Origin of the sequence: Xanthomonas maliensis (assembly GCF_009192945.1) — a bacterium.
Classification (GTDB): domain Bacteria; phylum Pseudomonadota; class Gammaproteobacteria; order Xanthomonadales; family Xanthomonadaceae; genus Xanthomonas; species Xanthomonas maliensis.
The window spans coordinates 17,593-30,660 of record NZ_NSET01000004.1 but is presented as its reverse complement, the minus strand read 5'-3'; the positions used below and the strand labels follow the sequence as shown (position 1 = coordinate 30,660).

Below are 13,068 nucleotides of genomic sequence, written 5' to 3'. Positions count from 1 at the left end.
GCGATTGACAGTGGCAAAAAGCGGTAGCATGATGGCCACACCATCGAGACCGGCGGAGGGACAGGCCCTTTGATGCCGGGGCAGCCAGCGGAGCGCGCAAGCGCCCGCGTTTGGTGCCAAATCCTGCGGGGACCACCGCGTCCGCCGAAAGATGGTTCGAATCGTGCCTTCCGCACGTCGAACGCGAGCTCCGCGAAGCTCGATGGCCGATCCACCCTGGATACCGCCATGAGCCTCGTGACCACTGCCGCCACTGTTTCCACTGCCGATCCCTACACTCCTGTCGTCGATGACGATGGCCAGATTGCCGTGCGCGGTGAAATCGTCGTCGCGCTGGCGATGCGTCACGCCGGCCTACGCGAGGTGCGTTTGCGCTACGAACTGATCGGTGCCGCACAGGCGCCGGTGGTGTTTGTCGCTGGCGGGATCTCGGCGCACCGGCATCTGGCCGCCAGCACGCTGTTCCCGGAAAAGGGTTGGGTCGAAGGTCTGGTTGGCGCGGGGCGCGCGCTGGATCCGGCGCGCCGCCGCCTGCTGGCATTCGATTTCATCGGTGCCGATGGCAGGCTGGATGCACCGATCGATACCGCCGACCAGGCCGATGCGATCGCCGCGCTACTCGACGCCTTGGGCATCGCACGCTTGCATGGGCTGGTGGGATATTCATACGGAGCCCTGGTCGGCCTGCAGTTCGCCATTCGCCACGCCGCACGCATCGGCACCCTGGTTGCCGTCAGCGGCGCCCACCGCGCCCACCCGTATGCTGCCGCCTGGCGCGCCTTGCAACGGCGTGCGGTCGCGCTGGGGCAGTTGCAGTGCGCCGAAAGCCATGGGCTGGCACTGGCGCGCCAGTTCGCCATGCTCAGCTATCGCACGCCGGAGGAATTCGGCGAGCGCTTCGATGCCGCGCCGGAGGTCATCAATGGCCGCGTGCGCGTGGCCGCCGAAGACTATCTCGATGCCGCCGGTGCGCAGTACGTGGCGCGCACGCCGGTAAACGCCTATCTGCGTCTGTCCGAGTCGATCGACCTGCATCGCGTGGATCCGGCGCAGGTACGCGTGCCCACCGTGGTGGTCGCGGTCGAAGGCGATCGCCTGGTGCCGCTGTCCGACCTGGTCGGCCTGGTCGAAGGCCTGGGCGCACGCGGCAGCCTACGCGTGCTGCGTTCGCCCTACGGCCACGACGCCTTCCTGAAAGAAATCGAGCGCATCGACGCCATCCTGACCACCGCCCTTCGCACGACCGGAGAAACCGCATGAGCTTCCGTGATCCCGCCGCCGCCTGTAGTGCCGCCACCGCCGCCGTCCGTGCCGGTATCGACCGCGATACCGCCTACGGTGCAGTGACGCCGCCGATCGTGCTGTCGTCCAATTTTTCCTTCGACGGCTTCGGCAACAAGCGCCAGTACGACTACACCCGCAGCGGCAATCCCACCCGCGACCTGCTCGGCGAGGCGCTGGCCGAACTGGAAGGCGGTGCCGGCGGCGTGGTGACGTCCACCGGCATGGGCGCGATCAATCTGGTGCTCAACGCGCTGTTGCAGCCCGGCGATACCCTGGTGGTGCCGCACGACGCCTACGGCGGCAGCTGGCGCCTGTTCAATGCCTTGGCCAAGAAGGGACATTTCCATCTGGTCACCGCCGATCTCACCGATCCGCGCTCGCTGGCCGATGCGCTGGCGCAATCGCCGCGGCTGGTGTTGATCGAAACGCCGTCCAACCCGCTGCTGCGCATCACCGATCTGCGCTTCGTCATCGAGGCGGCGCAAAAGGTGGGCGCGTTGACGGTGGTCGACAACACCTTCCTGTCGCCGGCGCTGCAAACGCCACTGGCCTTCGGCGCCGATCTGGTGCTGCACTCGACCACCAAGTACGTCAATGGGCATAGCGACGTGGTCGGTGGAGCGGTGGTCGCACGCGATCCGGAGCTGCATCAGCAACTGGTGTGGTGGGCCAATGCCCTGGGCCTGACCGGTTCCCCGTTCGATGCCTTCCTGACCTTGCGTGGCCTGCGCACGCTCGATGCCCGGTTGCGCGTGCACCAGGAAAATGCCGACGCCATCGCAGCATTGCTCGATGCGCATGCCGCGGTCAATCAGGTGTATTTCCCGGGGTTGAGCAGCCACCCCGGACACGCGCTGGCAGCGCGTCAGCAGAAGGGCTTCGGGGCGATGATCAGCTTCGAGCTGGAGGGCGGTGAGGCCGCAGTGCGCGCCTTTGTCGACGGACTGCGTTACTTCACCTTGGCCGAATCGCTGGGCGGAGTGGAAAGCCTGATCGCACATCCGGCCTCGATGACGCATGCGGCGATGACCGCCGAGGCGCGCGCGGCAGCCGGTATCTCCGGCGGCCTGTTGCGCTTGTCGGTGGGCATCGAATCCAGCGCGGACCTGTTGGCCGACCTGCACGCCGGGCTGGCGCGCGCGCAGGCCACGCTGGCGACTCCCGTACGCAAACAGGTCGACGCATGAGCAACGTGCTGTCGTCCGCGCGACGCTCGCCGGTGGCCGCAGTGAAGCCGACGCCGCGGCTTGCCTTGTTGGGAACCGGCACGGTGGGGCGCGCTTTCGTGGCCCGCTACACCGCCTTGCAGCAGCGCCAGTTGCAGTTGCCGCGCTTCGATTGGCTGGCCAACTCGCGGGTGGCGCAGGCGTGCGACGTGGATGCCACGCAGGCCCTGCGACTGGCCAATGCGGCGCCACGCGGGCAGGCGGTGCTGCAGCCATGGGCCGAGACCCCCGCGCTGCGCGCCGGCGATGTACTGGTCGATGCCACCGCCAGCGACGTGGTGGCCGATCGGCACGCCGAATGGCTGGGGCGTGGTGTGCATGTGGTCACCGCCAACAAGCTCGGACGCGGCGCTGCCTTGTCGCGCGCGCAGGCGTTGGAAGCCGCACGCCACGCCGGTGGCGCCGCTTATGGCGACAGTGCAACGGTGGGTGCAGGTCTGCCGCTGCTCAGCAGCGTGCGGGCGCTGGTGGCAGGAGGCGACCATATCCATGCAATCGAGGGCGTGTTGTCGGGATCGCTGGCCTGGTTGTTCCATCGCTATGACGGCAGTACGCCATTCTCTGCCTGCGTGCGCGAGGCGATGGCCGCCGGCTACACCGAGCCCGACCCGCGCATCGATCTGTCCGGCGAGGACGTGCGACGCAAGTTGCTGATCCTGGCACGGACCGCCGGGCAGCCGCTGGAGGCCGAGCAGGTGCATGTGGACTCATTGGTGCCGCAGGCGCTGGCAGCCGCACCGGTCGACGCGTTGGACAGCCGGTTGGAGGCCCTGGATGGCGCCATCGATGCACGCTGGCGGCAGGCGCGCGCCGCAGGGCGTTGCCTGCGCTTCGTCGGTCGTGTGGATGCACATGGCGCCAGCGTCGGCCTGCGTGAACTGGCAGCGGACCATCCATTGGCTGGCGGTGGTGGAACCGACAATCGGGTCGCCATCAGCAGCGATCGTTATTCCGTGCAGCCGCTGTTGATCCAGGGGCCGGGCGCCGGTGCCGAGGTGACTGCGGCCGCTCTGCTGGATGATGTACTGCGCTTTGTCGCCGGCTGACCGGCGCACTGATCATCCTCTGGCAGCGTGCAGGGTGGCGCTGCTGCCTGCGCAGGCGCTGCAACACGCCGCGGTGGCGTGATGGTCGCATGGTCTTGCCGATGTATTGGCAAGACCATGCGACCTTGGTTGCCGCGTGTGATGCGTACTGCTGGCGCGATCTTCGCCCCGGTGTTGCCGTGCTCAGCGGGTGATGGCTTGCAGCAGCGCTGCGTTGAAGCGGGCGGGATCCTGCACCTGCGGCGAATGACCCAGGTCGGCGAACTCCACCAGGCGGGCGCCGGGAATCGCTGCCGCAGCGCGCTTGCCGAGCACCGCATAGTTGCCGACGCGGGCCTTGACCTCTGGTGGGGCAGTGTCGCGGCCGATCGCGGTGCGGTCCTTGAGGCCGATGAACAACGTGGTCGGTACGGTCAGCTTCGGTAGCTCATAGACCACCGGTTGGTTGAACACCATGTCGTAGGTCAGCGCCTGGTTCCATGCCACGGCCTGCTTGCCGCTGCCGGTGGCCATGCCAGCCTGCATGCGCGCCCAGCGTTCGAACTCGGGCTTCCACTGGCCGGCGTAGTAGACCTCCATCTGGTACTTCTTGATGCCGTCGAAGTTGGTCTTCAGTTCGTTGGCGTACCAGGCATCCACGCTGCGCCAGGGAATGCCCTCGGCCTTCCAGTCTTCCAGTCCGATGGGATCCACCAACGCCAGATGCTCGGTGGCCTGGGGGTACATCAGCGCATAGCGAATCGCCAGCATGCCGCCCATCGAGTGGCCGACGATCACCGCGCGTTCGATACCCAGCGTCTTGAGCAGTGCGTGGGTGTTGTCGGCCAGTTGCGCAAAGGAGAATTGGTAATTCGCCGGTTTGCTGGATTTGCAGAAGCCCACTTGGTCAGGCGCGATGACGCGATAGCCGGCCTTGCTCAAGGCCGCGATGGTCTGTTCCCAGGTGGCCGCACAGAAGTTCTTGCCATGCAACAGCACGGCGGTACGGCCATTGGGGCGGCCGCTGGGGGCGAGGTCCAGATAGGCCATTTCCAACGCCTGTTGCTGCGAGACGAACCGCTGCAGCTTGACCGGATACGGATAGTCGAATCCTTCCAGGCGCGGGCCGTAGCTTGCCTGCTGGGCCAGCAGCGGTCCACTGGCCAGGGCCAGCGCGAGGGTGCAGGCGAGGTGGCGCATCGCGATCTCCATCGAAGTGGGGTCACCACCCTAGCGGCAACGATGTCGCGGCAACGTACAGCGTGCACATCGATGCATCGCGGCGAGGGGCTGCGGATCAGGCCCATCCATGTGCATGCCCGCGTGCACCGCGAAGTGGGGCCGAGATTGCTGGACAGCTGCCGAGATCACCGTCGCGGGCTGAAGTCGGTAGCGCAGCATCCTGCGCATTCGCCGCCGCATGCGTGCGGCGGTCTGTGCCAGGTAGCGCGGCACGATGACGGCAACTGCAGGCCCGAGCTGCAGCGCGATCAGGCGGCCACGGCCGCGCTCAGCACTCGATGACGTTGACCGCCAGACCGCCGCGGCTGGTTTCCTTGTACTTGTCCTGCATGTCGCGACCGGTGTCGCGCATTGTCTTGATGACCTTGTCCAGCGAAACCTTGTGCTTGCCGTCGCCGCGCATTGCCATGCGGCTGGCGTTGATCGCCTTCACCGCACCCATCGCATTGCGCTCGATGCAGGGAATCTGCACCAGGCCGCCGATCGGGTCGCAGGTCAGGCCGAGGTTGTGCTCCATGCCGATCTCGGCAGCGTTCTCGATCTGCCCGGGATTGCCGCCGAGCGCGGCGACCAGGCCGCCTGCGGCCATCGAACAGGCCACGCCCACTTCGCCCTGGCAGCCGACTTCGGCACCGGAAATCGAAGCGTTTTCCTTGTACAGGATGCCGATGGCCGCGGCGGTCAGCAGGAAGTCGAAGATGCGTTGCTCGTTGGCGCCGGCGCAAAAGCGGTCGAAGTAATGCAGCACGGCGGGAATGATCCCGGCCGCGCCATTGGTCGGCGCGGTCACGACCCGGCCGCCGGCAGCGTTCTCCTCGTTGACCGCCAGGGCGTAGAGGTTCACCCAGTCCAGCGTGGTCAGCGGATCGCGCATGGCCGCTTCCGGCTTGGAGGACAGTTCGCGATACAGCGCGGGGGCGCGTCGGGAGACGTTCAGCCCGCCGGGCAGGGTGCCTTCGTCGCGAATGCCACGCGCCACGCAGGACTGCATGGCGCTCCAGAGTTCGCGCAAGCCGTTGCGGATCTCGTCCTCGCTGCGCCAACTCTTCTCGTTCTCGAACATCAGCTCGGCGATGCTCAGGCCGCTGCGTGCGCATTGCGCAAGCAACTCGTCGCCGCTCAGGAACGGATAGGGCAACGGCGTCTCGTCGGCGACGATGCGATCGTCGGCGGCATCGTCCTGGTTGACCACGAACCCGCCGCCGACCGAGTAGTAGTCGCGGGTGGCGATCACCGACTCGTCGGCCGCATAGGCGGTGAAACGCATGCCGTTGGTGTGATAAGGCAGCTTCTGCCGCTTGTTCATCGGTAGGTCGCGCTTCTCGTCGAAGCCGATCTCGTGCTCGCCCATCAGTGCGATGCGCTTGCTGGCGCGGATGCGCTCCAGCGTGGCCGGGATGACGTCCGGGTCGATCAGGTTGGGACGGTGCCCCTCCAGGCCGAGCAGCACTGCCTTGTCGGTACCGTGGCCGCGGCCGGTCAGCGCCAGTGAGCCGAACACCTCGACGCGGATGCGCGCCACGTCCTGCAGGCGGCCGGTATCCAGCAGCCAGCGGTGCACGAAGCGTTCGGCCGCGCGCATCGGGCCCACGGTGTGGGACGAACTCGGACCGATGCCGATCTTGAACAGGTCGAACGTGCTGACAGCCATGCGTGCCGGGGAGTGAGAAGCGTAAAGTCGCTATTCTAGTCGCTTGGCGATGGCAGCAAGGCCGCAGCGCAGCATGGAGACCGACCGATGGCCTTGATCCTCTACCAGCGCGACGATTGCCAGCTATGCGATGCGGCCGTCGTGGTCCTGGCCCAGGCCCAGGCCGGCGACTTCTCCAGCGTGTTCATCGATGACGACACGGCCCTGGAGACCGCCTACGGTACCCGCGTTCCGGTGCTGCGCGATGCAAACGGACGCGAGCTGAACTGGCCGTTCGATGCCGATGCGCTGCGGCACTGGTTGCACGATGGACGCGAATAGCGACTAGCGACGATCGGGGGCTGCGGATCGTTCCTTATCCGGCGGGTGCGGTCAGTAACAGCGAGGATCGCTTGCCCGCGATGCAAGGGGGCGGCGACCGGTCACGCTACCGGCACCATTGCTGCTCGCAGGGGATGCCGTCACCGTCACCATCCATCGCCGTGTTGGGGCAGTGCTGCAGCACATAGGTCGCCTCGGCGCAGGAGGTCATCTGATCGCAGCGCGTGCGTCCATCGCAACGGAACGGCTGTGCCGCCTTCGGCAGGTTGGCTGCCGGCGCAACGCTGGCTGCCGGCGGGGTAGCAACAGGTGAGGGCAGAAATACGCTGCGTAACGCGCCGCGCTGTTGGTAGGCGACCGCAGCGCCTGCGATCAACAGCATCAATAGCAGGACCTTGCCGAGCCCTAATGCGCCCGTGTTCTTTTCAGGTGGCCTGCGACGCGGCTGTGATGTGGCCGAGCCGTTGTCGTGCGCGGCGCCGCGCATGACCCGCACCGCGCGCGGGCGACCGTCCGGGCCGGCCGCGATCTCGTAGGACAGCAGTTCGCCGATGCGTGGCGGACCGCCGTCGCGCGGAAATGCAGAGAGATGCACGAATACATCATCGCCGGGCCGCGCCGGGGCGATGAAGCCGAATCCGCGCTCGGCGTTCCAGCGGCTCAGCGTGCCATGCGTGCGCATCGTCGTGGTCCTGGGCGGGGTCGGCAGTCTAGCCTGCCGGTCGACACTGGCAAAAAAAACGGCGGACCCGACGAGGTAGTCCGCCGTCAGTGGCCGCGTGGTGCTGCGGCCTGTGGCGCGTCACTTCGCCTTGAACACCACCTTGGTGCTGATTGCCGTTTCGTTGGGAATGGTCTTGGTATCGGCCCAGTCGCCGCCGCCGACGCCGAAATCCAGCCGCTTGACCGTCGCCTTGCCGGCGAGCACCGGCTGCGTGCCAGGCGTCCAGGTGAAGGTCAGGGTGACCGGCTTGCTGGCGCCGCGCAGCTCCAGGGTGCCATCGGCTGCATAGGTGTTGCCGCCCAGCGCGCGAAACTTGTCGGCGCGGTAGTGCGCGGTGGCGAACTTGGCGACATTGAAGAAATCCGGCCCCTGCAGGGTGGAATCGCGGTCGTTGTTGCCGCTCTTTGCGCCTGCTAGCGGAATGCGCACGTCGAGCTTGGCGGCCGACAGATTGGCCGGATCGAAGCTGAGCGTGGTGTCGAAGCCGGGAAAGCTGCCGGTGAAGACTTCACCGTCGTACTTGCTGGCGAAGACCAGCGACGAACCCGGTGCCTGCACATAGTCGGCGGCCAGCACCGGTGCGGCGGACAGGCTGGCGAGCAGGGCCGCGGTGGTCAGCAGCGGAGAGGCGAACGAACGCAAACGCATGCGGAATCCTTTACGGTTTGGGCGACAGCCAGCCACGCGGCAACATCCGCGTCAGGGTGGCGTCGCGTTGGAACAAGTGGTGGTAGAACGCCGCGCCGGCATGCAGCACGACCACCGCGATCAGCAGCCAGAAGCCCCATTCGTGGACGGCGTGCGCCTGTGCCCGCAGTTGTTCGTCCGGCGCGCTCAGTTTGGGCACGTTGAACAGGCCGAACCAGCGGAACGGCCGCAGACCGCTGGCAGAGTCGTACAGCCAGCCCGAGAGCGGCATGGCGAAGATCATGGCGTACAGCAGCCAATGGGTGAGGCCGGCAATGCGCTCCTGCCAGCGCGGCGTGCCGGCCACCGGCGGCGGCGCCCCGGCATACAGCCGCCAGCCCAGGCGCACCAGCACCAGCGCCAGCACGGTCAGTCCCAGCGACTTGTGGGCGGTATAGACCCAGAAATACTTGGGAGTCTTGGGCAGTTCGCCCATGGTCAGGCCGACGATCCCCAGCACCAGGATCAGCAGGGCGATCAGCCAGTGCAGGGTCTGGCTGATGCCGCCCCAACGTTCGATGTTACGCAGGCTCATTGCGAGCTCTCACTCGGAGACGAGGGGGTGGTTGGCGGGGTGGGGGCCGCGTCGGTGTCCTGCGGTGTGGCCGGTGCATCGTCGGCACGGCCTTCGCGGACGGCCTCGGCTTCGATGCGAAGCTCGACGGTATCGCCGATCATCGATTTCCAGGCATCGACGCCGAACTCGGCACGGCTCAGCGTGGCGGTGGCGGAAAAGCCGACGGTGCGCCGGAACGGCGGCATCGGATGGCGCTTGAGCGCATTGAGGGTGACGTCCAGGGTCACCGGCCGGCTGACCCCGTGCAAGGTCAAGGTGCCGGTGACCCGGGCATGGTTGTCGCCAGTCGGCTGGACCTGAGTGGACACGAAGCGGGCCTCAGGGAAGCGTTCGGCGTCGAGCAGATTGCGCGCCAGGGTCGCCTGGTTCCACTTGGGGTCGCCCAGGTCCACGCGTTGCAGCGGCACGGTGACATCGAGGCGCGACGCCGCCCAGTCTTCCGGGTCGAACACCACGGTGCCGGTGCTGCCCGAGACGGTCCCGAGCGCCTTGGAGAAACCGGCATGCTCGACCGCGAACAGCACCCGGGTATGCACCGGATCCAGCGTGTAACGCGCCGGTGCGGCCATGGCGGCAGCGCTGGCGAGGGCCAGGGCAGGAAGGACCAGCAGGCGGGCAACGGGCGTCATGGGCGGATTCTAGGCATATTGGGTGCTGGCGTGCTCGACTTGCACTCGCAACGATCCGTTGCGAGCATGCGGGCTGGACGAGGAAAGGATTCCCGAAGGGTACCGCGCATGCGTGTTGTCGTACTGGTGCTACTGGCGTTGATGGCGTGCCCGCTGTCGGCGGCGGTGCCGCAGATCCCGCGCTTCCGCGTGGTCGGCCCGGCCGACGGGCTGCCGTCGACCATGATCAATGCCCTGGCGCAGGACCGCGCCGGCTATCTGTGGATGGCGACCAACGACGGGCTGGTGCGCTACGACGGTGCCGATTTCAAGGTCTGGCGCAACGATCCGCGCGATCCGTCCTCGCTGGAAAGCAATCTGCTGCAGGCCTTGTACATCGATCCCCAGGATCGTCTGTGGCTGGCGCTGGGTGGCGCCGGCGCGGCCATGCTCAGTGCCGATCGTCGCAGCCTGACGCAATACCGGCCCGATCGCGAGTCGGTGTTTGCGCACGGCGATATCTATGCGATCGCCGGGCTGGGCGATGAGGTCTGGTTCGGCATGTCCACCGGGGTGGTGGTGCGGCGCGACGGGGCCGGGCGGTTCACCACGCTGGACCTGACGGCAATGGACGATCCGTTGCCGCCCGGCGCGGTCTACACGTTGGCCGCCGACGACCGCGGACGGATGTGGATCGGCACGGTCGAGGGGCTGGCCTACTACGACGGACAGCGGCTGCACCGGGTGCGGCCGGACGGCGATGCCAGTGGTGTGATCGCCCTGCAGTGGGTGAACCAGCGGCTATGGGCCTCGATGTCCACCGGCGTGCGCTACATGGATGCTTCCGGCAGCTGGCACACCCCGCCGTGGTCGCCGATGTTCGCGGTCGGCAATCGAGTCTGGTCGGTGGCAGATGCCGGCGACGGCGAATATTGGTTGGGCACCGAGCAGGGCTTGTGGCATACCCGGCCCGGGCAGCCGCCGATTCCGGTCAACAACGGCGATGCACCGTTGGTTTCGCAACGCCACGTGCCGGCGATCTGGCGCAGCCCGCACGGCGGCATCTGGGTACCACTGCAAGGTCATGGCTTGGCCTATCTGCGCGAGGACTGGCGACGGACGGCCGCATTCCGGCAGATCAACGATCATGGCAAGGGACTGACCTGCAGTCTGGCCGCGGCGGTGCGTTCCGGTGGCCTGTGGCAGTTCGACGGCAGCGGGCGGCTGCTGCGCTACGACACCTCGACCGGCGCGCTGACGCAGACCGGTATCCAGCATCCAGACCTGGCCGAGATGGCGGTTACCGTCGCCCTGGAGGACCGGTTGGGCAACCTTTGGCTCGGCAACCGCGACGATGGCCTGTCGCGCTTGAATCTGCGTACCGGCCAGTTGCAGCACTGGCCGGACGAGCGGCCGCCGGAAGATATGGCGTTTTGGCTGGTCGAACCCGGCGATGGCACGGTCTGGAGCGGCTTTGAGCAAGTGATTCAGATCCGCGATGCGATCAGCGGGCACGTGCTGGAGACGATTTCGCCGGACGCGCTGCATGGATTGCAGGAAACCATCGCCAATCAATTGGCAGTGGGCCCCGATGGCACGATCTGGATCGCCGCCTCCGGTGGCCTGTACGCCTGGCAGGCGAGCGCCCGCCGCTTCGTGCCGGTGCCCGGCCTGGACAACGGTGTCGTGCAGCGCTTCGTGGTCGAGGATCGCACGCACCTGTGGGTCTATCGCGCTGGCAGTCTCGAGCATTGGCAATGGACCGGCGCACGCTGGCAACGCACGCGCCAGATCGCGTCCACCGAAGGCTTTCCGGCGATGGATGCCTATGGGCTGGAGCGCGATGCGCAGGGACGCTTGTGGATGGCCGGTGCGCGCGGTCTGTGGCGCATCGATCCGCGCCCGGCGCAGGCGCAGATCCGCGGCTTTGGCGCACGCGATGGATTGACCAGCCAGGAATTCAGCCGGCGCTGCCTGCTGATGGCCAAGGACGGTGTGCTGGTCGGTGGGACCGCCGATGGAACCACCTTGCTGATCGATACACGTGCGCCGGATATTCCTGCCTTCACCCCACAGATGCGGGTGGAGATGGTGAGTGTGCAGTCGGGCGAGCAGCGTCGCAGCCTGCCGGTGAGCGGCGGCTTCGCGCTGGCGCCGGACGACCGCCAGTTGCGGGTCAATCTACGGCTGCTGTCCTTCGTCGACCCGCTGGCGAACCGCTATCGGACCCGGCTTGCCGGTTTCGATACCGAGTGGGTGGAATTGGGCGCCGGCGGCATGCGCGAGTTCTCGGCCTTGCCGCCCGGCGGCTATGCGTTGGAGATGCAGGGAATCGACCCGCTGGGCAACGCCTCGGCGGTGCAGACCTTGCGGTTTTCGGTACAGCCGCCGTGGTGGCGCAGCCATGTGGGCATTGCGGTGCTGGCCCTGTTCGGCGCGGTCTTGGGCATGCTGCTGGCGGCGGCCTATCGCCGGCGGGTCCGCCTGCGTGCGCAGTGGCAACTGGCCCAGCACAAGCGCGAGCTGGCCGAGCAGGCCTCGCAGGCCAAGACCCGCTTCCTGGCAACCCTGGGCCACGAAGTGCGTACGCCGATGACCGGCGTGCTGGGCATGAGCGAGCTGTTGCTGCAGACGCCTTTGGATGGTCGCCAGCATGGCTATGCCAGCGCGATCCAGTCGGCCGGCAAGCATCTGTTGCGGCTGGTCAACGACGCGCTCGATCTGGCCCGCATCGAGGCCGGCAAGCTGCCGCTGGAATCGCGCGACTTCGCGCTGCGCGAGCTGATCGCCGATGTCGTCGAACTGGTGCGCCCGGTGGCCGAACAGAAGGGCCTGGCTTTCGTCTGCCATTTGGACGACGGCTTGCCGCCGGCGCTGCATGGCGACCCGAATCGGCTGAAGCAGATCCTGTTGAACCTGTTGTTCAACGCGGCCAAATTCACCGAGCAAGGGCAGGTCGAACTGCACGTCCGCGTGCCAAACCACGCCGAGCGGCAAGGACTCCGGCTGGATGTGCGCGATACCGGGCCGGGAATGAGCCAGGTGCAGTGCGCACGTCTGTTCCAGCGGTTCGAGCAGGCCGAAGGTGCGCAGACGCTGGCCCGTTATGGCGGCAGTGGCCTGGGGCTGGCGATCTGTCGCGAGTTGGCGATGGCGATGGGCGGCGCGATCACAGTGGACACCAAGCAGGGGCACGGCGCCTGCTTCACCGTCGTGCTGCCGTTGCGCTGGGTGCAGGCGCCGGCGCCCGTGCGCGCACCCACGGCGGTGGCCGCTACCGACGCCGCACCGCGCTGCCTGCTGCTGGTCGAGGACGATCCCACGGTGGCGCAGGTCATCGCTGGCCTGCTGCAGGCACGTGGCCACCAGGTCGTGCATGTACCGCACGGCCTGGCCGCACTGGCCGAAGTCGACCTGCAGCGTTTCGATGCCGCGCTCTGCGATCTGGACCTGCCGGGCCTGGATGGCACCGCGTTGGTGGCGCAGCTGCGTGCGCGCGGCGTGCGTTTCCCGATCCTGGCGGTGACGGCCCGTGCCGATGCCGATGCCGAGCCGCAGGCACTCGCCGCCGGTTGCAACGGCTTCCTGCGCAAGCCGGTCACCGGCGATCTGCTGGCGCAAGCGCTGGCACGGGCGATGGCCGACGTGCAACGGCCCGATGAGACCGGCGATCGCGATTAGGGATGAGCGGGCTGAACAGTTACAGTGCAGGCGGGGAGCGCG

At 67.3% G+C, this 13,068-nt stretch carries 11 protein-coding genes and 1 riboswitch; of the genes, 5 read left to right on the top strand and 6 right to left on the bottom strand.

Annotated elements, in window-relative coordinates; genetic code table 11:
* The first annotated feature begins 37 nt into the window (after positions 1-37).
* Positions 38-158: riboswitch (SAM riboswitch) on the top strand.
* Positions 159-228: 70 nt separating this feature from the next.
* From metX to CKY51_RS00820, 3 genes are read left to right on the top strand one after another with little or no spacing between them, the layout of a single operon-like run.
* Positions 229-1,260 carry a homoserine O-succinyltransferase MetX gene (metX, locus tag CKY51_RS00830; RefSeq protein ID WP_022973243.1) on the top strand — a complete coding sequence of 344 codons (1,032 nt, stop codon included), beginning with the start codon at positions 229-231 and terminating at the stop codon, positions 1,258-1,260.
* Entirely contained in the window at positions 1,257-2,471 is a 1,215-nt protein-coding gene (locus CKY51_RS00825; RefSeq protein WP_022973244.1) for an O-succinylhomoserine (thiol)-lyase, read from the top strand. The genes metX and CKY51_RS00825 overlap by 4 nt, the downstream gene beginning before the upstream one ends.
* Positions 2,468-3,556, top strand: coding sequence for a homoserine dehydrogenase family protein (locus CKY51_RS00820; RefSeq protein WP_022973245.1), 1,089 nt, complete (start codon positions 2,468-2,470; stop codon positions 3,554-3,556). The genes CKY51_RS00825 and CKY51_RS00820 overlap by 4 nt, the downstream gene beginning before the upstream one ends.
* A 183-nt stretch (positions 3,557-3,739) precedes the next feature.
* On the opposite strand, the gene CKY51_RS00815 is transcribed toward CKY51_RS00820, so the two are convergent.
* Positions 3,740-4,747 carry an alpha/beta fold hydrolase gene (locus tag CKY51_RS00815; protein ID WP_022973246.1) on the bottom strand — a complete coding sequence of 336 codons (1,008 nt, stop codon included), beginning with the start codon at positions 4,745-4,747 and terminating at the stop codon, positions 3,740-3,742.
* A gap of 298 nt (positions 4,748-5,045) precedes the next feature.
* Complete coding sequence (locus CKY51_RS00810; RefSeq protein ID WP_022973247.1) at positions 5,046-6,428, bottom strand: L-serine ammonia-lyase; 1,383 nt, start codon at positions 6,426-6,428, stop codon at positions 5,046-5,048.
* A gap of 87 nt (positions 6,429-6,515) precedes the next feature.
* Between CKY51_RS00810 and CKY51_RS00805 the strand changes: the two genes are divergently transcribed.
* Entirely contained in the window at positions 6,516-6,749 is a 234-nt protein-coding gene (locus CKY51_RS00805) for a glutaredoxin family protein (RefSeq protein WP_031340259.1), read from the top strand.
* Positions 6,750-6,855: 106 nt separating this feature from the next.
* Here the strand turns inward: CKY51_RS00805 and CKY51_RS00800 are convergent, their stop codons facing one another.
* The 4 genes from CKY51_RS00800 to CKY51_RS00785 form a co-directional block, all read right to left on the bottom strand.
* The gene (locus tag CKY51_RS00800) at positions 6,856-7,431 is read right to left on the bottom strand and encodes an excalibur calcium-binding domain-containing protein (RefSeq protein WP_022973248.1); all 576 of its coding nucleotides are present in this window, start codon (positions 7,429-7,431) and stop codon (positions 6,856-6,858) included.
* A 120-nt stretch (positions 7,432-7,551) separates the two neighbouring features.
* Positions 7,552-8,121: a YceI family protein gene (locus CKY51_RS00795; RefSeq protein WP_022973249.1), complete on the bottom strand. Its 570-nt coding sequence runs from the start codon at positions 8,119-8,121 to the stop codon at positions 7,552-7,554.
* Between the two features lie 10 nt (positions 8,122-8,131).
* Positions 8,132-8,695 carry a cytochrome b gene (locus CKY51_RS00790; RefSeq protein ID WP_022973250.1) on the bottom strand — a complete coding sequence of 188 codons (564 nt, stop codon included), beginning with the start codon at positions 8,693-8,695 and terminating at the stop codon, positions 8,132-8,134.
* Positions 8,692-9,366 carry a YceI family protein gene (locus CKY51_RS00785; protein ID WP_022973251.1) on the bottom strand — a complete coding sequence of 225 codons (675 nt, stop codon included), beginning with the start codon at positions 9,364-9,366 and terminating at the stop codon, positions 8,692-8,694. Before CKY51_RS00785 ends, CKY51_RS00790 begins: the two co-directional genes overlap by 4 nt.
* Before the next feature lie 108 nt (positions 9,367-9,474).
* Here CKY51_RS00785 and CKY51_RS00780 point away from each other — a divergent pair, with 108 nt between their 5' ends.
* Positions 9,475-13,026, top strand: coding sequence for a hybrid sensor histidine kinase/response regulator (locus CKY51_RS00780; RefSeq protein WP_022973252.1), 3,552 nt, complete (start codon positions 9,475-9,477; stop codon positions 13,024-13,026).
* Positions 13,027-13,068 lie beyond the last annotated feature (42 nt).